Origin of the sequence: Rhodococcus sp. 11-3, from assembly GCF_023704055.1 — a bacterium.
Lineage (GTDB): Bacteria > Actinomycetota > Actinomycetes > Mycobacteriales > Mycobacteriaceae > Rhodococcus > Rhodococcus aetherivorans.
This window is the reverse complement of record NZ_CP080406.1, coordinates 985,684-1,001,751: the sequence shown is the minus strand read 5'-3', so window position 1 is coordinate 1,001,751 and position 16,068 is coordinate 985,684. Positions and strand designations below refer to the sequence as shown.

The 16,068-nt window shown below is 65.7% G+C and carries 27 protein-coding genes and 1 tRNA gene; 5 read left to right on the top strand and 23 right to left on the bottom strand.

Annotation, left to right across the window (positions count from 1 at the left end; genetic code table 11):
* Window positions 1–18: 18 nt before the first annotated feature.
* From KZJ41_RS04660 to KZJ41_RS04555, 22 genes are all read right to left on the bottom strand, one after another.
* Window positions 19–384 (bottom strand): hypothetical protein, encoded by a 366-nt coding sequence (locus KZJ41_RS04660; RefSeq protein ID WP_251550281.1) that lies wholly within the window; start codon window positions 382–384, stop codon window positions 19–21.
* A gap of 261 nt (window positions 385–645) precedes the next feature.
* A complete protein-coding gene (locus tag KZJ41_RS04655) occupies window positions 646–1,293 on the bottom strand; it encodes a hypothetical protein (RefSeq protein WP_251550279.1) in 648 nt (215 codons plus the stop codon).
* Window positions 1,290–1,679, bottom strand: coding sequence for a hypothetical protein (locus KZJ41_RS04650; protein ID WP_251550277.1), 390 nt, complete (start codon window positions 1,677–1,679; stop codon window positions 1,290–1,292). Before KZJ41_RS04650 ends, KZJ41_RS04655 begins: the two co-directional genes overlap by 4 nt.
* Window positions 1,680–1,947: 268 nt before the next feature.
* On the bottom strand, window positions 1,948–2,256 hold the full coding sequence (locus KZJ41_RS04645; RefSeq protein WP_251550275.1) for a hypothetical protein: 309 nt from the start codon (window positions 2,254–2,256) through the stop codon (window positions 1,948–1,950).
* 200 nt (window positions 2,257–2,456) lie between these two features.
* Window positions 2,457–3,242, bottom strand: coding sequence for a helix-turn-helix domain-containing protein (locus KZJ41_RS04640; protein ID WP_251550273.1), 786 nt, complete (start codon window positions 3,240–3,242; stop codon window positions 2,457–2,459).
* A complete protein-coding gene (locus KZJ41_RS04635; protein ID WP_168579110.1) occupies window positions 3,239–3,421 on the bottom strand; it encodes a hypothetical protein in 183 nt (60 codons plus the stop codon). Before KZJ41_RS04635 ends, KZJ41_RS04640 begins: the two co-directional genes overlap by 4 nt.
* On the bottom strand, window positions 3,418–3,993 hold the full coding sequence (locus tag KZJ41_RS04630; RefSeq protein WP_251550271.1) for a hypothetical protein: 576 nt from the start codon (window positions 3,991–3,993) through the stop codon (window positions 3,418–3,420). The genes KZJ41_RS04635 and KZJ41_RS04630 overlap by 4 nt, the downstream gene beginning before the upstream one ends.
* 109 nt (window positions 3,994–4,102) lie before the next feature.
* Entirely contained in the window at window positions 4,103–4,246 is a 144-nt protein-coding gene (locus KZJ41_RS04625) for a hypothetical protein (protein WP_168579108.1), read from the bottom strand.
* Complete coding sequence (locus tag KZJ41_RS04620) at window positions 4,243–4,494, bottom strand: hypothetical protein (RefSeq protein WP_168579107.1); 252 nt, start codon at window positions 4,492–4,494, stop codon at window positions 4,243–4,245. The genes KZJ41_RS04625 and KZJ41_RS04620 overlap by 4 nt, the downstream gene beginning before the upstream one ends.
* Entirely contained in the window at window positions 4,491–5,483 is a 993-nt protein-coding gene (locus KZJ41_RS04615) for a hypothetical protein (protein WP_251550269.1), read from the bottom strand. The genes KZJ41_RS04620 and KZJ41_RS04615 overlap by 4 nt, the downstream gene beginning before the upstream one ends.
* Window positions 5,480–6,364, bottom strand: coding sequence for a YqaJ viral recombinase family protein (locus tag KZJ41_RS04610; RefSeq protein ID WP_251550267.1), 885 nt, complete (start codon window positions 6,362–6,364; stop codon window positions 5,480–5,482). Before KZJ41_RS04610 ends, KZJ41_RS04615 begins: the two co-directional genes overlap by 4 nt.
* A gap of 118 nt (window positions 6,365–6,482) precedes the next feature.
* Window positions 6,483–6,650 (bottom strand): hypothetical protein, encoded by a 168-nt coding sequence (locus KZJ41_RS04605; RefSeq protein ID WP_168579104.1) that lies wholly within the window; start codon window positions 6,648–6,650, stop codon window positions 6,483–6,485.
* Window positions 6,647–6,883: a hypothetical protein gene (locus KZJ41_RS04600; RefSeq protein ID WP_168579103.1), complete on the bottom strand. Its 237-nt coding sequence runs from the start codon at window positions 6,881–6,883 to the stop codon at window positions 6,647–6,649. Before KZJ41_RS04600 ends, KZJ41_RS04605 begins: the two co-directional genes overlap by 4 nt.
* Window positions 6,880–7,269: a hypothetical protein gene (locus KZJ41_RS04595; protein WP_251550265.1), complete on the bottom strand. Its 390-nt coding sequence runs from the start codon at window positions 7,267–7,269 to the stop codon at window positions 6,880–6,882. The genes KZJ41_RS04600 and KZJ41_RS04595 overlap by 4 nt, the downstream gene beginning before the upstream one ends.
* Entirely contained in the window at window positions 7,266–7,994 is a 729-nt protein-coding gene (locus KZJ41_RS04590; protein WP_251550263.1) for a hypothetical protein, read from the bottom strand. The genes KZJ41_RS04595 and KZJ41_RS04590 overlap by 4 nt, the downstream gene beginning before the upstream one ends.
* On the bottom strand, window positions 7,991–8,230 hold the full coding sequence (locus KZJ41_RS04585) for a hypothetical protein (RefSeq protein WP_168579100.1): 240 nt from the start codon (window positions 8,228–8,230) through the stop codon (window positions 7,991–7,993). The genes KZJ41_RS04590 and KZJ41_RS04585 overlap by 4 nt, the downstream gene beginning before the upstream one ends.
* Window positions 8,231–8,395: 165 nt before the next feature.
* Entirely contained in the window at window positions 8,396–8,704 is a 309-nt protein-coding gene (locus KZJ41_RS04580) for a hypothetical protein (protein ID WP_251550261.1), read from the bottom strand.
* Window positions 8,701–8,841 carry a hypothetical protein gene (locus KZJ41_RS04575; protein WP_251550259.1) on the bottom strand — a complete coding sequence of 47 codons (141 nt, stop codon included), beginning with the start codon at window positions 8,839–8,841 and terminating at the stop codon, window positions 8,701–8,703. Before KZJ41_RS04575 ends, KZJ41_RS04580 begins: the two co-directional genes overlap by 4 nt.
* On the bottom strand, window positions 8,838–9,020 hold the full coding sequence (locus KZJ41_RS04570) for a hypothetical protein (RefSeq protein ID WP_251550257.1): 183 nt from the start codon (window positions 9,018–9,020) through the stop codon (window positions 8,838–8,840). Before KZJ41_RS04570 ends, KZJ41_RS04575 begins: the two co-directional genes overlap by 4 nt.
* Window positions 9,017–9,211, bottom strand: coding sequence for a helix-turn-helix domain-containing protein (locus KZJ41_RS04565; protein ID WP_168579096.1), 195 nt, complete (start codon window positions 9,209–9,211; stop codon window positions 9,017–9,019). Before KZJ41_RS04565 ends, KZJ41_RS04570 begins: the two co-directional genes overlap by 4 nt.
* Window positions 9,208–10,062, bottom strand: a complete 855-nt coding sequence (locus tag KZJ41_RS04560; RefSeq protein ID WP_251550946.1) for a phage antirepressor KilAC domain-containing protein — start codon at window positions 10,060–10,062, stop codon at window positions 9,208–9,210. The genes KZJ41_RS04565 and KZJ41_RS04560 overlap by 4 nt, the downstream gene beginning before the upstream one ends.
* Before the next feature lie 55 nt (window positions 10,063–10,117).
* The gene (locus KZJ41_RS04555) at window positions 10,118–10,429 is read right to left on the bottom strand and encodes a helix-turn-helix transcriptional regulator (protein WP_251550255.1); all 312 of its coding nucleotides are present in this window, start codon (window positions 10,427–10,429) and stop codon (window positions 10,118–10,120) included.
* Between the two features lie 148 nt (window positions 10,430–10,577).
* Here KZJ41_RS04555 and KZJ41_RS04550 point away from each other — a divergent pair, with 148 nt between their 5' ends.
* From KZJ41_RS04550 to KZJ41_RS04535, 4 genes are all read left to right on the top strand, one after another.
* Window positions 10,578–11,303 (top strand): hypothetical protein, encoded by a 726-nt coding sequence (locus KZJ41_RS04550; RefSeq protein ID WP_251550253.1) that lies wholly within the window; start codon window positions 10,578–10,580, stop codon window positions 11,301–11,303.
* A 296-nt stretch (window positions 11,304–11,599) separates the two neighbouring features.
* On the top strand, window positions 11,600–11,800 hold the full coding sequence (locus KZJ41_RS04545; RefSeq protein ID WP_251550251.1) for a hypothetical protein: 201 nt from the start codon (window positions 11,600–11,602) through the stop codon (window positions 11,798–11,800).
* 9 nt (window positions 11,801–11,809) lie between these two features.
* Window positions 11,810–13,009, top strand: a complete 1,200-nt coding sequence (locus KZJ41_RS04540; RefSeq protein WP_251550248.1) for a site-specific integrase — start codon at window positions 11,810–11,812, stop codon at window positions 13,007–13,009.
* Window positions 13,010–13,100: 91 nt separating this feature from the next.
* Window positions 13,101–14,285 (top strand): hypothetical protein, encoded by a 1,185-nt coding sequence (locus tag KZJ41_RS04535; RefSeq protein WP_251550247.1) that lies wholly within the window; start codon window positions 13,101–13,103, stop codon window positions 14,283–14,285.
* A 106-nt stretch (window positions 14,286–14,391) separates the two neighbouring features.
* Here the strand turns inward: KZJ41_RS04535 and KZJ41_RS04530 are convergent.
* A tRNA-Thr gene (locus tag KZJ41_RS04530) sits at window positions 14,392–14,463 on the bottom strand.
* A 127-nt stretch (window positions 14,464–14,590) separates the two neighbouring features.
* Between KZJ41_RS04530 and KZJ41_RS04525 the strand changes: the two genes are divergently transcribed.
* Window positions 14,591–16,063 (top strand): threonine/serine exporter ThrE family protein, encoded by a 1,473-nt coding sequence (locus KZJ41_RS04525; protein ID WP_006942907.1) that lies wholly within the window; start codon window positions 14,591–14,593, stop codon window positions 16,061–16,063.
* Window positions 16,064–16,068: the final 5 nt, after the last annotated feature.

The following is a 16,068-nucleotide window of genomic DNA, read 5'->3' as shown; positions in this document are numbered from 1 at the left end:
TGAGTGTGTTTGCGCTGGTCAGGGCCAGGGCAGGAGGCGGATGCCGAGTGGGTCGTCGCTGTCTGCCGTGGTTGTGGGGTCGAGTCCGGTGATAGCGGGCCGTAGGTGGTCGTTGCGCCCGTCCTGGCGTTGTTTGTTGCAGATGCCGTGGAGGAGCCGGTCGGCGTGTGTTCCGTCGTGGGCTCGTGCGTGGCTATGGTCGGCTGCGAGTGATCCGGATGCGCGGTCAGGTGATGTGGGGTCGTGGTCCCAGTTGCGTGTGCGGTCGCGGTACATCGGGAGTCCGCACCACCAGCACGGCGTCCCGTCGATGTGTGCTTTGAGGAGTCGGTCGCGTTGCTTCTGGTGTTGCCATCCGAGTCCGCGTTCGGTGGTTGTGGCCATGCGTCCTTCTTGGTTTGTGGCCCCGCACCGCCACCATCCAATGGACGGTGCGGGGCGTGCCCACCCGAGCGCCTGTGGCTGCGTCGAGGGTGGACGTGTGTGGGTCAGTGGCGGAGGCCGAGGTGGGTGGCGATGAGGAGCAGGATGCGGATGTGGGTTCGAAGTTGCATCGGTTCCCCTTTCGACGACGAAAGCCGAGGGACCTTGGCGGTCACACTCGGCTTCGCGCGAAGCGTATCACAGCGGGTCGGTTAAGAACGTTTACGCTGCTCGCTTCCGTTTCCTTATCGGAATTGTCAGATGCGCGATCAGCACATCTCCTGTGTTGTAGAGGTTTCCGATTCCTTCGATGGCGCGGACGGGTGTGATGTGGCCGTTCCGTCGTAGGGATTCGACTCGTTCTCGGGTGAGGGTGGAGTAGTCGCCGCCTAGTTCGCGGCCTAGCGTTTCGAGTCCGCTCGGATTGAGTTCTGTTGCTGCTGCTGCGATTGGGTCAGCTTGCTTCCATGCGGGGTCGCGTTTCTGTTCGACGAGGTGGTAGACGCGGTCGTGGGCTTCGATGATCTCGCGGGCGGCCTGCTGGATGCGTTCGTGGCGGGCTAGGTCGAGGTAGTGGTCGTACAGCCATGTCGCGGCGGGCTGGATGCGTAGCCGTCCGGGATAGGCGATTTGGTGGTGTGTGAGGCACACCTGGTTGATCCAGTCGTCGAGGGTGCCGGTCAGGTCGAGTGCGGCGTCGAAGGCGTCGGCGTTGATGGGTAGTGGTGTGTCAGCACTTGGGCCGCCGACCATGTCGGGTTGGGCGGTGAGCTTGGCGATGGTGGTGTCGAGCTCGTCGGCGAGCCAGGTGGCGATGTTGTCGAGGGCGGTGAGGAGCCGTGCCCGGGTTGGTCGGTCGAGTTCGGTCACGGCTGCTGGTCCTCCTGTGGTCGGTGCCCGGTGATGAGTGCGATGAGGTCGGCGACAGTTCCGGTGACCCACTGCTCGAGTGGGTTGGTGGTGCCGTGGCGCTTGTGGACGACCAGTCCGCAGAGGGCATCGTCGTTACCGGCCTCGATCGCCGCCTCACGCGTCCAGCCGGGCAGATCCACCCGCTGACCCTTCCCAGGGGATTTGAGCTCAAGGACGAGCCTCTGGCCCCTGATTCGTACGCCTGCGATGTCGCCGCGGTCTTTGGCGCCGTTGCGGGCGCGGCGTTCGATGCGGTCGTCGTCGAGGTGGTGTGCGAGGGCTTGGGCGATGAGGGTTTCGAACGCGGTGCCGGCCTTGCGGGCGGATGCGCGATTGCGGGCCATCAGGATTCCCCCAGGCTGTGGAAAACTGTGTGGAGGCCGGTGTGGTGGTCGCGCGAAGCGGCGACTGGTACGCGAGATCGGCTCACATCGGGGGAAATTTTCGGTATGCGGGCGCGCGCGTTGCTTTCGTAAGACGAAATTGTCGGTGAGTAGCTATCTACGTAAGTCCGTCCGTTCGTCCGTACGTTAGTGCCATTGTCAAGTCGAAATGGCAAATCAGCGTTTGCCATCGTTTTGCCATGCCGTTTGCCATATGGCAAAACTGGTGTCAGCCGTTCCATCTCACGTCTGCCCCCTTCCGCCCTGCAGCGGACCTCGTTTCGTGTAATGCCTGTTGAGCGAACCCGACGGCCTGTCGCGTGCCGTAGTTCTTGATGCGGTACGCACCGCCTTCGACGACTTCCCAGAGCCCCGCTACTACGAGCAACTTCGCCTCGGCCGGCGTGCCGTGAATGAACGGCAGAGCAGCCTTTCGGATGATGCCGTCCGTGCCATTTGCGACCGCGTGAGCGAGGGAACAGACGTAAACGAATGCCGCAGCCTTGCCTTTCGGGCTTGATCCGACGAGCTCGAGCACCTTGTCGTGCGTTGGCAGGTTCGTGTCGAGCCGCGCCCATGGGAGCCCCATTCAGCCTGACCTCCTGCGGTCACGGCACCAGTAGGAGCCGGCGCCGGCCGGGGCGTCGCAGACCTTGCATGAACGTGATGGTGGTCGATGTGGGTGTTCGGCGGCCTTGATGGCGGCCGCTGGCTCCACTCGGCTGGTGATGGATTCGGTCATGCCGCGGCGCCCCTGTCGCGGGTGATCGTCCGTGGGTCGACGCCGAGCTGGTCGGCAATCTGCGCGATGGACAGTCCGTTGCGGGTGAGCTCGAGGACTTTCTCGCGGCGTTCGATGACGGGTCCGAGGAAGTCGTCTCGCTTGGTGCGGCGGGACACGATCGGTGTAGCGTCGGGGTTGTCGATAGCGTCGTCGTCCCATTCGAGTGGCAACGCCCACCCGTACTTGCGGCCGATGTTGCGGGCCCTGGTAGATGGGCCCTGTTCGAGTTGGAGCCGTTCGAAGAGCGCGGCGACGGTGCGGGCCTTGGCGGCCTGCACCATGTGCTGCCGGCCGAAGGTGAGCGGCACCATGTTGGCGACGGTGATGCCGACCTGCTCGGCGATGTAGGACTGGGTCCAGCCGTTCGCGACGAGGGCCTGGATGCGGCGGGTGGTGCCGATGGCGGGTACGCGTCCGTCGTCGGGGGCGACTTCGTGTGCCGCGGTGGGGATGCGGGTGGCGAGGATGCGGTCGGCGACATCGCGGCTGGTCATCTTGGCGCCTCGGCAGAGGTCGGCGACTTGTTTGCGGTCGACTCCGCTGAGGTTGCTGATGGTGCGCCAGGTGAGACCGATGTCGCGCATGGCGGTGATGTGTCGTCGTGCTGGTTCGGCGTCGACGACGAGCGGCTGGAAGCGTCCGTATGCGTGCTGGCGGAGTCGCCAGCGTTCGTGGCAGGCGCGACACATGCCGCGGCGGGTTTGTCCGCCGCGGCTGCAGCCTGGTGTCTTGCAGGTCATGAGCGTGGTGCTCCTCGGAGGGTGGCGAGTTCGTCGTCGCGGAGGCCGGCCATGAGTTTCTGGCTGCCGCGTTCGGCGATATGCGCGATGTCGAGGCGGACCTGGTCGGGCAGGATCTCGCGGTTGTCGAGTGCCCACCGGCCGATGCGGATGGCAGCGTTGGCGTCGGTGACTCTCATCGGTCACCGTCCGCCCACAGCGCGCCACAGCTGCATCCGTGCGGTCGCTCCGAGTCGAATGGATGGTTCATCCCTCGGATGCAGACGCAGACGCAGACGTGGCCGGCGCCGGTTCCCTGGCCGCCGTTGCGCCCGCACTTTCCATCGGCTGTGATGTTCCGTTCCCCGGGCGCGACAGTGAGGGCGGTGCGCAGTGCGTCGAGAAGATCCTCGTCGACGGTGTCGAGGGGTCCGTTCGTTGCGGTGTCGATCAGGTCGAGTCCCTGTCCGAGCAGCGCGGTCAGGCGCATGACGTCGGCTCGGGCGGCGGACAGGTCTTGGGCGTGCTGCCGCGACAGGTCTTCGGCGGCCAGGGCCCGGTCGCGCCAGCCCTTGGTGCGGAACTGTTCGGTGCCGAGCTGCCCGGCGAGGCGTTCGGTTTCGGCTGTAGCGGCGTCCTTGCCGGCGTCGGCCTTGGCGAGGGCCTTGCGGAGGGAGTCGCGTTCGGCGAGGACGGTGTCGATGTCGTCGTAGGCGGCGGCGATGCCGTAGCCGCCGGCCGCGGCGCGGGCCTTCTCGAGTCCGAGGCTCATGGGATGAGTCCCCTTCCGGTAGGGGTGAGGATGGTGATGATCAGGGCGCCGGCAGTGAGGAGGCCGGCGGCGGTGAGGCCGATCGCTTCAGCCGCGATGGCGAGGCGCTTCATGGCAGGGCCTTCCAGCGCTGAGGGAACGACCTCTCGATGGCGCCGACGATCGAGTCGCCGGCCAGGAAGATGGCGACCGCCACCCCCGCCGCCGACACACCGACGGCGAGGGCGAACACGGCCAGTTGGCGGCCGGTCATGGGCGGTCCCCGATCGCTGCCACATCACGCGCCACGGCGTCGGTGCTGATCTGGTCGACGGTCTTCTCCTCGTCGACGAGCGCCGCGGTCAGGTCACGCACGGCGGTGGCGAGGCCGGTAGTGGCTTCGACCTGGGCGAGCTGCGCGTGCACGCTCGCCGCCGACACCGCCTCGAACCGTGACCCGGACCCGAGCTGTGTCTGCGCAACCTGCAGCAGGGCGGTGGCCTTCTCTGCGTGACCGGTCATGCTGGCTCACCGGCCTCGGCTGGCTCGCCTTCCTTGACGAACCGGATGATCGAGGCCACCTCGTCGCGCGTCAGCTCTCGAGCAGCCCGGAGTTCGTGGCCGACGCGGGCCGACAAGAACGTGCGGCGCTCCTCCTGGTCGAGGATCCCAGCGTCGGTGAGTGCGGCATCGAGGCGTTTGAGGTCCGCAGGGGTAGCGGCCGGAGGTGTCTTCTCTGCCGTGGGCGGTTCGCTGGCCTGCGGGGTGTCCGCTTTTTCGCCCTGCTTCGAGGCGATGCCCAGGGCAGCCCGGGCGCCGGCAACACCGCGCTGCTTCGGGGCGCTGCGCTGTAGGGTCGCCTCCTCCGGCGGGTCGAGCTCGAGGTCCTCGCGTGTGTGCGCGATACCGAGGAGGACGTCCGGTGCGATCTTGCGGCAAACCTCGGAAGCGGCCTTGGCGTAGAGCATTGCCTGCGGGTCCTTGAGGTACTTCTCGTTCCCGATGAGGTTGCCCTTGTCGTTCGTCTTGAACTTCCCGGTGCGCTCATCGACCTCGGGCACGTATCCGGCCTTGCGGGCGCGGTCCATCGTCCACGTGGAGGACTCGGTGATGCCGGAGGGCGCCTGCCCGCAGACCGTCACCGACTCGTCGGTGCTCTCCTCGGTCCAGATGTGGTAGCCCTTCACCTTCAATAGGGCGACCATCGTCCGGGCGTAGATCGCCGGCGCCCCGTGCACGACGAAGATCTGCTGCAGGGACTGGATCGGATTGAGGCCCAGCTCGGCGCCGTACAGGATCGCCGCCGTGCCGTCAGCGGGCTTACCGCGGTAGATGCTCGGCACGAGCGCGGTCTTGCACATGCCTTCGGCGAGCGAGTACGCGATGTCCATCGCCTTGGCGTGCGACATGAGAGTGTCGATCGCCTTGCTCGAGTCGGTGGTCGCAGCGAAGCTTGCGCCCGAGGGAACGGTGTCGCCCTCGTCCAGGTGCGCGATGTCGTTGGTGGTCATGCACTTACTCCTTCGAGGAAGTCGGTCTTGGTGTTGGCGTACAAGCTGATGGAGTCGCCGCGGCCGTTGCGTCGGTCGGCGATCTTGCGACCGCGGCAGGTGGCGTACTGGGCGCGGCCCATTGCGTCGAGGACACGGATCTTCGCGGCACGCAGTTTGGCGTCGATCAGCTTCTGATCGGCCACAGCCCGCAGATATGCGGCGGCCAGGTCCTCGTTGAGTTCGACCTCGGTGTCCCGGTCGATGTCCGGGTGTAGACGTCGCAGGCACTCGTATGTGGTGATGCTGTTGTCCAGCTCCGGCGGGGTGCTGGCCTGTAGCGACGCCACCCATGTTCGGACACGGTCGAGGATTGCGTCGGCGAACTCGCGGTCCCATTCGATCGGGTAGATGCGCGGCATGCCGTACGTGGGCCACAGAACGATGTCGGCCTCGTGGATCCCGGACACGAGCATCTGCCACGTGACCTGGGCGGCGTAGTCGGCGGGGGCCTCGCCGCTTCCGTCGTCGCCCCATTCCTCCAGGGAGCGGGCGGTCTTGACTTCGACGATGCGGCGGGCCCGGCCGCGGGAGGCGCGGCGATCGATGGTTGCGGCGTTCGGGAACCCGAGATCGGGCAGGGTGAACTGCACCTCGCCGGTGGAGATACGCCAGCCGGGGGTGCGGTACTTCCAATACTCGGCGGCGGCCAGCTCCGCGGCGTGCCCGTAGTCGAACAGGTCCTGCTTCTGCTCCCCCAGCGGCGCCGCGTCGACGAGTCCGGCCATCTCGTGCCACAGCGCGTACTGCGACTGGTAGCGCGAGATCCCCAGGATGGCAGGGACCTTCGAGGCGGTGACGGTGCGGACCCATTCGGGCGATCCGGGCTCAAGCTTCGGCATCTTCACAGATCGACTCCCATCTCGCGGTCGACCTGCGCCTCGTGGAGACGGTCGGCATAAGCGCCGGCATCGAACTCAAGGAACCTCGGCCGGTCGGTGTCATCCCATCCGGGGTGGCTCACAGGGCCTCCTCGACGGGCCCGGCGACCGCGGCGGCCTCGCGGTGCGCACGCGGGTCGTAGTGGTCGCCAGCGAGGCAGGCGGGGGCGCATTTCGCGGACCGGATCGCGTTGCAGGTGTTGCACTGCCACAGGTTTCGCGGCGGGGCGATGTAGTGGGTGGTCATGGGAGTACCTCCACGGGGAGTTCGAGGTCGGCGACGGCGCACCAGGTGCCGGTGCCGGTGTTGATGAGGTGGCCGTTGACGGTGACGGCGAAGGTGCGACCGGACTCTTCGCGGATGCGGGTTCCGGTGCGCAGCCGCCAGATGAGTCGGTCGTCGTGGATGGTGATCGGCGGCGGTGTCGTCACAGCCCATGCGTCGGCCGGGTCGGCGCCCGGATCGTTCCAGCCGCTCATGCCGCGGCCTCGTCCACGCGCTGCACCAGCACCTCGAGGCGCTTGGCTCCCAACATGTCTTCGGTCTTGACCTGCACCTCAGGCGGTGAGCTGAGGTACAGCTCGACGAGCAGCTCGGTCGGGACGAGCACGTTTCGGGCGGTCAGTGCGCGCCGCCGCTGCTGGTATTCGTTGTGGGCTTCGAGGCACTCGGTGCACGGCTGGGTTCGGTTCCTGAGGTGCCGCTTGTATCCGCCGTAGGTGCCGTGGATGCCGTGCTTCTGCGGCCCGTACATCCGGTAGCGCCGCTGGTAGTCGTTGCGGGCGTCCTTGCATGCCCGGCACGTTGGCGTGCTATTTTTGCGGTGGTCCGCGTAGCCGGCCATCGTTCCGCACCTGTCGCTCATGGCTGCACCACCTTGCGGTACCGGGCGATTCCCCAGGCGATGGCGTGACAGGCGATCAGGTAGTGGTGATCCCAGTCCGACACGTCCCATTCGTAGGTTTCGGTGAAGTGGTAACCGTCGTAGTTCCAGCGGTTGACGGCCTCATGGAACAGTGAGCTGTCGTAGGAGTGGATCTCGTCGATGACCTGGTTACGCAGGTCGAGCCATGCATCGGCCGCCGGGCCGTCGACGTAGTGCCGCTGTGCGAGGAAGTCCTGTACGACCGCAGATACGGCTTTCGATTCGGAGAACGTGTGGGTTCCCCGCCGTGCGGCATCGTTCGTGATCTTCTCCGCCCAGTAGTGCGGATTGATCCGGGCGCCGTCGTAGGCGAAGAACTCGAACATGTCGTGTTCGCGGGCGAACGTGAATGACTCGAGGTCGCCGTCGATGCACAGATGCCCTGGCCACGTGGTGAGCGTCCACGACCACATTCCGGTGCCGGGCTTCGCGAACCGGACGTGCCTGTACACCCCGTCGTCGTGCAGGACAGTCATCTCGTGGTCACGAGTCGCTGCGGCGAACTGGCGGGCGGCGTACTGCTCGGCGGGTTCCGCGTGGCTCAGATGCCGACGGGTGATGCGGCGAAGCATGGCGCGACGTTCCGCAGTCATCGCCGGCTTCGCATGGGTGGCGCGGCGCGTGCCGGGACGGGCGATCAGTTCGGGAACGAAGTCGATGCTCATGAGGACACCGCCGCGGCGTACATGATGAACGCGAGCATCCCCACCAGGCCGACCATCGCGAGGATGGACCACCACACGCTCGGAAGTTCGTTCGGACGGCCGACGAACACGGGCAGGTGGTCGAGCTCCACATCGACGTCCAGCTCCTCGAGCTCGTCGGCCGGCACCGGGGTGTTGTCGCACAGCAGCGCGCACGGCACAGTGCGTCGCGTCTGCTCGTAGATCGGAAGGTTCATTCGAAGGTCCTTGTCAGAAGTTGGTGCCGGTTGCGCCGCCATCCCCACAGCGGCGCAACCGGAGTCATGGGATGAGGGCGAGGAGCAGCGCGAGGGCGGCGATACCGGCGGCCCACAGCAGCAGCGCGGGCGGTAGCGCGAACACGATCCCGCGGAACGGGCCCGTCACGACTGTGCCTTCGCGTGCTTCGCAGCGGTGAGATACGCGACGGCGATCCGGCGTAGTTGCTCAGGAGTTGTCTGGTGACCGCCGATCCAGACCTCAGGCCCGTAGAGGCCAGTGTGGTCCACCCGGATCTCGTAGTCGTTGAACCATTCCTGCCCGTCGTCGTCCGGAACGCTGTCGTCATCCAGCTCGACGACACCGAAGCGAGCGAGGATCGCGTCGGCGGCGGCGTAGTCGATCCCAGCTGGTCGGCCTCCGTTGCACTGCGCCTTGCAGATTGCGAGGGCGAGTTCGTCTCGGATGCTCATGCGGCACGCACCTTGATCTCGTAGCCGAACCCCACCTGCGTGCGCCCGTTGGCGAGCTCCATCAACCACATGTGGCCGGAGGCAGGATGATCGGCGATCTTCTCCATAGTCACGATCGGGCACAGAGCGAACGTCACGACGCACCGCCGATCACCGACAGTTCGTCGAGCGACACACAGAACTCGGCGTCCCCGAGTCCATCTCCATACGAGGCCTCGTCGATCACCACGTGCGCGAACCGTTCGCTGCCGTGCTCGTGGTAGTCCAGGACCTCGACCACCGTCTCGACACGGTCAGCCACCAGACGCGCGGTCACGATGCCACCTCCATGTGTGCAGCGATGTAGTCCTCGAGCCACTGGCGGGTGACCTTGCGGCCGCGGCCGATACGGATGCACGGGAGTTCGTCGTGTTTCCACATTTCGCGGATGGTGGTTTCGGAGACCCCGAGCAGCTCGGCCGCTTCGGCGGCGTTGAGGAGCAGCTTCGGTCCGATCTGGGCACTCATGCTGCACCGCCGTCGAAGAGGTCGACCACGTTGTCGCCGCCGCGCCGCACCAGTCGGGCGATCGCCTCGGCGCCAGCCGGGGTGATCTTCAAGGTGTGCATGACCTCGCCACGGAATCGCGGGGCCTCATGGTTCTCGACGCGCTGGAAGTAGCGCTTCTTGTCGGCGTACTCCGAGTACCGATTGACTGTGACCTTGCGGCCCTTCGAGTGCGACCAGCGGGTCGAGGTCTCGGAGTAGATCCACTTTTTTGCGATGAGCAGCTCGCGCAGCTTCGACTCCTGCATGCCCAGCGTGGACGCGACGGTGGCGAACCGGAGCATGTCTTCGTCGGCGACGAACTCGTCGACGTAGGCAGCCTTCGGTGCCAACTCTGCGACGTGAGCGTCGAGGACAGCGATTTCCTTGTCCTTCGATGCGAGCATCTGCTGCGCTTCGAGAACTGCGTGCGCGAGTAGCTCGGGGCCAGTGAGCGCCGGCGCCATGGTCTCGGCTTCACGGGTGCGGATCGCGAAGTAGGCCTGCGCGGCTGCCACCTCAGGCTTGCGGGAATCGCCGTTCATCGCGACGAGGTAGCAGGCGAAGCGGGAGAGATGGAAGTTGATGCGATACGTCTTGGCGATCGGTTCCCGGAGCCGGGAAGCGTTCGTGTGGGCGCTGTGGCCCTGCGCGACCATCGAGGCGATTGCCCTGTCGATGGCGTCCTCGAAGCGCTCCCACTTGTCATAGCCGAGGAGCGGCATGAGATCACGTGCGGACCAGAACTCGATTCCGTCGGCGCGGACCTGGCGGATGGAGTCGAACGGGGACTGACCCGATGGGTAAGTGCCCGGTACAGTGAGGTCTGACATTGAGATGCCTTTCGTGTCGTGGCCCTTCACCTGCTCCAACAGGTGAAGGGCCGTCTTATGCGACCCTGGTTCTCGATTTAGGTTCTTCGAGTTCTGAAATTGTGTCCACCCGAGTGAAAAAAAGACGGTGCACCGGGATGCCGAAGTAGTAGGCGATCCGCAGGGCCGGGTCCGTGTTCAGCGTCTTCACCTCCCCTCGAATCAGTCGCTGCAGATAGGTGTGGGACTTCCATCCCGCAACCTTCGCCAACTGACGCTGCGAGATGCCCCGCTCTTCCATCAGCTCGACGAGCAGGTCACGGTCTTTGATCTCCATGTAGAGGTCTCCGATCCGGCCGATCTTCGTTGGCATGGCAACTGTACTCATATTGTGCCTCCTGTGTCCAGTAATTGTGGCCAGTATGCGCTGCTTGGTGTCCACCGCGCAAGCCCTCCAATCTGAATCGCTCCGCAGGTGGTGGCTAGACCTGAGAGAATCTGGAAAGTTCTAGGTGTCCACCAAAATCGTCTCGCCAATGTCCACCAGATTCGACGCCACGCCGACCAGGAATGATGCTCAAGCCATGCAACAGCCCAGACACGAACTCGCAGCCCTGATCGAGCGAGTCCGGGAGCTGAACGACTGGTCCGACAGCGACGTCGTTCGACGAGCAGAAGCCCGCGGGCACAAGCTCAGCAAGTCGAACATCTCGCGAGTCCGCAACACCGACGTCGTCTCACTCACCGCCTCCACGATCAAGGGACTCGCGGCCGGCCTCGGAGTCCCCGAGACCGAGATCGCGCGAGCAGCTCTGGTGAGCATGGGCATCGACATGCCGGACCTCGGGGGTCTCGACCTCGAGACCGTGATCAAGATGGACTCCTCCATCTCGGTTCACAACCGGACGATGCTCCTCGGACTAGTGCGCCAAATGCGGCGCCCGAACTTGGAGGACGAGCATGGAGCAGGCATCGAAGAAGTCCCGGAACCGCGGACGAAAGAGGGCAGCACGAAGCACGGCCGCAAGACTGGCGCGGATCGCGGCCGGCCAGGAGCCCCCATGAATGAGCCGGAGGAGAGTCGCGACGACAACGTCACAGCCTTGAAACGTCAAGATCAAGATTCACAGCTTGATGACGACTGTTCCTCGCGCAATCCGCTTACTACACACGTGGCCAGTGAGCATGGGGATGATGCTCCGCCGTTCGACCCGACGAAGGTGCTGGCCGCCAAGCGCGGAAAGAAGTCCGACACGCAGTAGTAGAAAACCTGTCGGTAGGTTCGAACGCATGTTCTAATTCGGACATGGGGAGAAAACGTAAGGGTCGGCGGTGGCATCCGTGGCGACACATCGGAAAGCACCACCCCCACATCCGCGTAACCTGCAGAGACGTACTTCCCGACGGACTCGAGGGCGCATGGACAGGCGACACCGTCTACCTCGATCCGAGCCTCGGACAAGCCAGTAGACGGTGGGTCCTGACCCACGAAATCCACCACATCGAACGCGGACCGGTCCCCGCCGACCCCTATCTGTCCGCAATCGAAGAGCGCATCGTGGACATCCTGTCCGCGCGTAAGCTCATCCCACTCCCCCAGCTTGTCGACGCACTCGTATGGACACAAGACCATCACGAGCTCGCCGAAGAACTATGGGTCGACGTCGACGCGATCGCCGTACGCCTGGACAACCTGACGCCGGCCGAACGCGCATATCTCAACCGCGAGCTGGCCCGCCGCCAGCCCTGGAACAACTAGGAGCCACCCGTGGCCCGCCAACAACTACCCCCGCAGATCAAGAAAATCGAACTCGCCCGCAAGGTCCGCGGCCGCCCCGTCGTCCGCTACCAACTCACCGTCGACATCGGCACCGACCCCGTCACCGGTGGACGCAAGCAGTACCGCAAACGGTTCGACAACCTCGACGACGCGAAGGAGAAACTGTCCGAGCTGCAGAACGACGTAGCCCGCGGCACCCACGTCCACCGCTCGACCCTCACCGTCGAGCAGGCCTGCGCCGACTGGCTCGCCGGCCGCCGCATCCGCCCCACCACCCTCGGCGCCTACACCCACGCCCTCCAACCCGTGCGCGACACGTACGGGGACTTGTCGGTACAGAAGCTGACCAAGCGACACATCGACGACCTGGTCTCCGCACTCCTCGCCGGCACCGTCACCAAACCTGACGGCACCCCACGCAAGGCGTGGACCGCGAACACCGTCAACCCGATGCTCAACGTCCTGTCCTCCGTGCTGTCCGGGCTCGTGAAGCAAGGCCAACTCGTCCGGGACGTCGCAGCCCTCGTCGACCGGGTGCCACGGCAGAAGAAGGAGATGCGCACCTTCACCGAGGACGAGGTCCGCACACTGCTCGAGGTCGCGGCGACCGACCGCAACGAGCACGCCTGGCACCTCGCCCTGTCCGGGCTGCGCCGCGGCGAGATCGCCGGCCTCAAATGGGAGCACCTCGACCTCGAAGCCGGCACCATCACCATCGCCAACAACCGCGTGTCGGTGAACGGGAAGGTGTCGGAGGGCGAACCCAAGTCCACCCGCTCCGCACGCACCCTGCCACTCACCCCAGCCCTGACCGCAGCGCTGAAGGCGGCACGCACCCGGCAAGCCAAGGAGCGACTCCGCCTGGGTGAGGCGTACGGGCCCGGCACGTACGTGGTGTGCGACGAGGCCGGCCGCCCCTACCACCCGGACACGATCTCGGATTTCTGGCGAGAAATATGCACACGCTCGGGCGTGTCGCAGATCCGGTTGCACGACGCGCGACATACCTGCGGCACCCTCATGCACCTACAGGGCGTGCCAATCGTCGTGATCTCCGCATGGCTGGGTCACGCCGACGCGGCCTTCACGATGCGTACGTACATGCACTCGCAGGACGATGCTCTTAAGGCTGCCGCCCACAGCCTGCAAGGCGTTGTCTCATGGAACGCTGCAGAGAGCCGTCCGTAGTGCGGCCTCAGCATCATGTTGGTAACTACACAGCAGAGAGGGGCCATCGGTGAGCAACAGACGCAGGCGAAGTCGGCAGAAGCAGAAGGCCGTGAAGACAAGCCTCCACATGTCTGTAGCAACAGCGCCGAGTATCGGCGTGCTACACCTTCAGGGAGAAATCCGCCAGTCACAGGCGGCCTTGCTGTATGCCGACTCCGTCACGCTTATAAGCCCACGGGCCAGCCTTGTTCACTCGATCGCCGTTCTCGAAGACGCCGCTGACCTAGATATGCTTGAACTCTTAGTGCAGGTGGCCCCCGTCTACGCCCCCAACGCCGTAGAGCCGCTAGACAGCCTACTGCGGACCATCCGTTCCTACCCTGCAGGGAATCAACTGACCAGCCCTCAACGTCGAGAGCGGCGCAATGCGATAGAACAAATGTTCGATGGCATGCGGCCAGCTATCAACGAACTGCAAGATCGCGTCCGAGAGGGCATGGCCGAGTACGGCTACCACGAACTCGCCTTAGCAATGCGGGCTGGCCTGCTGACACTTGATCCTCTACCCGACGTCGATGTGGGCCAGGTCGGTAACCGTCCCGACGAAGACGTAGGTATCGCTAACCGCTACTTCGCTCGTGTCCGAGAGGCGTTGACATCAGGAGTCACGTACCCGCTGTTCGATCACGCCACGAGCAACCTTGTGAATCTCGGCGTAGAAGCCGGCATCTTCAGTCCTGTGCCGGCCGCTCGACGGCGAGGTCGAGACGCCGCTCTCGCGAACGGCCTCTTTGACCGACTCCCGAATTTCGAACACGCAACTATGTCGGAGATCCTCGACATCCGGCAGGAGTTGCATGCGCCTCTGCACAGGTTTCGGCAGGGCGTCCGAGAGATCACCAAGGATATCGACACCGCCCCCGAGGATCCACAGTTTGCCCATGAGATTGAAGACGCGTGGACGATCAAGGTCGCTCCTGCGCTGGATGAGATAGAGAACGCAATCAACGAGAACACGTCGCTGAGCGACCTCGTTCGTCGGACTGTTCTAGATCCTGGGGGCCAAGTGGCGGCTGGGGGACTGGCGGCACTGGGAGTCGCAGTCGGACCGGCATCGGGCATTCCGGCGGCGGTCGCGCTGATGCTCACAGGCGCTGCGGCAACGGTGGGGGGCGGCGGACTAGCCGCTGCGAGGTCCATCTTGGCGCAGCGTGCGGCGGTAAGAGAGGCGACGGAAGCGCAGTTCTACTTCCTATACGGCACCAACCGGCGCATTCGCCCTGGCAGTTCGTGAGCAGTCCCGCCAACCCGTTGTGACAACTCGTGACAACGTGGCGTGAGCCTTCGGAACAACAAAGGGCCCTGGCCGGCGTTTCCGCTGGCTAGAGCCCTTCGTCTTGAGCCCCCTGTCAGGATTGAACTGACGACCGCTCGCTTACAAGGCGAGTGCTCTACCACTGAGCTAAGGAGGCAGTCGAGCGGCCCCATCATATCGGTAGCGCCCGCTCCACATGCGACCGCCCGGGTTCGTTACGGTGGATCCATGGCTGCTGTTACCGCGCGCATCGCCGAACACCGGACGGACGGGAGCACGTAACGGTGGGGACGCTGGCAACCGCCTTCGGGAAGCTCGTCCTCGACCGTCGCGCCACCCTCGACACCATCACCGAGGCGCCGGCGCCGCTGCAGCCGATCGACCTGACCGACGACGCGACGGTCGCCGAGGCGCTCGACGTCGCCGTCCGCGTCGGCGAGGTGCTGCTGGCCGCGGGCACGGGTGCGATCGACACCTCCGAGCAGGTCCGTTTCGTCGCCGCGACGTACGGCCTGGCCCAGTGCGACGTGGACGTCACCTACAACTCGATCGTGCTCTCGGCGTACCGGGGGCCGACGATGCCGCCGGCGAGCACGATGCGCGTCGTGCAGTACCGGTCGATGGATTTCACGCGGCTCGCCGCGGTGGACCGGCTGACCCGGCGCATCCGACGGGAGGCGATCTCGCCGGCGCAGGCCCGCGAGGATCTGCTGGCGATCACGACGGCGCCGCACCCGTATCACCGCTGGGTGGCGACGTTCGCGTGGGCGGCGATGGCCGCGTCGATCTCGGTCCTGCTCGGCGGTGGCGCGCTCGTGGCGGTGATGGCGTTCGCATCCACGGCGGTCATCGACCGGACGAACCGCGTCCTCAACGGCATGGGCCTGCCGTTCTTCTTCCAGCACGTGGTCGGCGGCATCATCGCCGCGACGCCCGCGATCCTGTTGTTCAACCTGCGCGAACCGTTGGGTGTCGACGTGCCGCCGGGCCTGATCATCGCGGCCGGCGTGACGGTGCTGCTGTCGGGACTGTCGCTGGTCGGTTCGGTGCAGGACGCGATCACCGGGGCACCGATCACCGCGTCGGCGCGGTTCTTCGAGCTGGTGATGATGACCGGCGGAATCATCGCCGGCGTGGCGACGGCGCTGAAGGTGATGGAGGCGCTCGGCGCGGAGCTGCCGGTGATCAGCAACGATGCGCTGCCGACGGCGACCGCGCTGCCGGTGAAGGTGCTCGCCGGTGCGGCGTCGGCGTTGTTCTACGCGCTGGCGTGCTACGCCGAGCGACGGGCGCTGACGGCCGCCGCGCTCGGCGGTGCGGTGGGCAGCCTCGTGTTCTTGATGTCGATGGAGTTCGCGGTGGGTCCGATCATCTCGTCGGCGACCGCCGCGACGGTGGTCGGCTTCGCCGGTGGCTTGATGGCGCGACGGGCGCTGACCCCGCCGCTGGTGGTGGCGGTCGCCGGTATCACCCCGTTGCTGCCGGGCCTGTCGTTGTATCGGGGCCTGTACGCGGTGATCGGCAGCGAACTGCTGCTCGGGCTGACCGCGCTGTTCTCGGCGTTCGGCATCGGGTGCGCGCTGGCGGCAGGGGTGACGCTCGGCGAGTGGCTGGCCCGCACGGTCCGGCATCCGCGGAGCGTGCTGCGGGCGGGGTCGCTTCGCCGGCCGCAGTTGCGCCGCGTCCGGCGGGTGCGTCCGTACCGGGGCTCGAAACGCCACGAGAGTCACTCCGCGGGTGGTGCACCCACGGCGTGACTCTC

Bases quoted from the DNA above. Each gene is read 5' to 3' on its own strand.
- KZJ41_RS04660 (WP_251550281.1), bottom strand. From the start codon at position 384: ATGGCCACAACCACCGAACGCGGACTCGGATGGCAACACCAGAAGCAA.
- KZJ41_RS04650 (WP_251550277.1), bottom strand. From the start codon at position 1,679: ATGGCCCGCAATCGCGCATCCGCCCGCAAGGCCGGCACCGCGTTCGAA.
- KZJ41_RS04640 (WP_251550273.1), bottom strand. From the start codon at position 3,242: ATGACCTGCAAGACACCAGGCTGCAGCCGCGGCGGACAAACCCGCCGC.
- KZJ41_RS04635 (WP_168579110.1), bottom strand. From the start codon at position 3,421: ATGAGAGTCACCGACGCCAACGCTGCCATCCGCATCGGCCGGTGGGCA.
- KZJ41_RS04630 (WP_251550271.1), bottom strand. From the start codon at position 3,993: ATGAGCCTCGGACTCGAGAAGGCCCGCGCCGCGGCCGGCGGCTACGGC.
- KZJ41_RS04625 (WP_168579108.1), bottom strand. From the start codon at position 4,246: ATGACCGGCCGCCAACTGGCCGTGTTCGCCCTCGCCGTCGGTGTGTCG.
- KZJ41_RS04620 (WP_168579107.1), bottom strand. From the start codon at position 4,494: ATGACCGGTCACGCAGAGAAGGCCACCGCCCTGCTGCAGGTTGCGCAG.
- KZJ41_RS04615 (WP_251550269.1), bottom strand. From the start codon at position 5,483: ATGACCACCAACGACATCGCGCACCTGGACGAGGGCGACACCGTTCCC.
- KZJ41_RS04610 (WP_251550267.1), bottom strand. From the start codon at position 6,364: ATGCCGAAGCTTGAGCCCGGATCGCCCGAATGGGTCCGCACCGTCACC.
- KZJ41_RS04605 (WP_168579104.1), bottom strand. From the start codon at position 6,650: ATGACCACCCACTACATCGCCCCGCCGCGAAACCTGTGGCAGTGCAAC.
- KZJ41_RS04600 (WP_168579103.1), bottom strand. From the start codon at position 6,883: ATGAGCGGCTGGAACGATCCGGGCGCCGACCCGGCCGACGCATGGGCT.
- KZJ41_RS04595 (WP_251550265.1), bottom strand. From the start codon at position 7,269: ATGAGCGACAGGTGCGGAACGATGGCCGGCTACGCGGACCACCGCAAA.
- KZJ41_RS04590 (WP_251550263.1), bottom strand. From the start codon at position 7,994: ATGAGCATCGACTTCGTTCCCGAACTGATCGCCCGTCCCGGCACGCGC.
- KZJ41_RS04585 (WP_168579100.1), bottom strand. From the start codon at position 8,230: ATGAACCTTCCGATCTACGAGCAGACGCGACGCACTGTGCCGTGCGCG.
- KZJ41_RS04580 (WP_251550261.1), bottom strand. From the start codon at position 8,704: ATGAGCATCCGAGACGAACTCGCCCTCGCAATCTGCAAGGCGCAGTGC.
- KZJ41_RS04565 (WP_168579096.1), bottom strand. From the start codon at position 9,211: ATGAGTGCCCAGATCGGACCGAAGCTGCTCCTCAACGCCGCCGAAGCG.
- KZJ41_RS04560 (WP_251550946.1), bottom strand. From the start codon at position 10,062: ATGTCAGACCTCACTGTACCGGGCACTTACCCATCGGGTCAGTCCCCG.
- KZJ41_RS04555 (WP_251550255.1), bottom strand. From the start codon at position 10,429: ATGAGTACAGTTGCCATGCCAACGAAGATCGGCCGGATCGGAGACCTC.
- KZJ41_RS04550 (WP_251550253.1), top strand. From the start codon at position 10,578: ATGTCCACCAGATTCGACGCCACGCCGACCAGGAATGATGCTCAAGCC.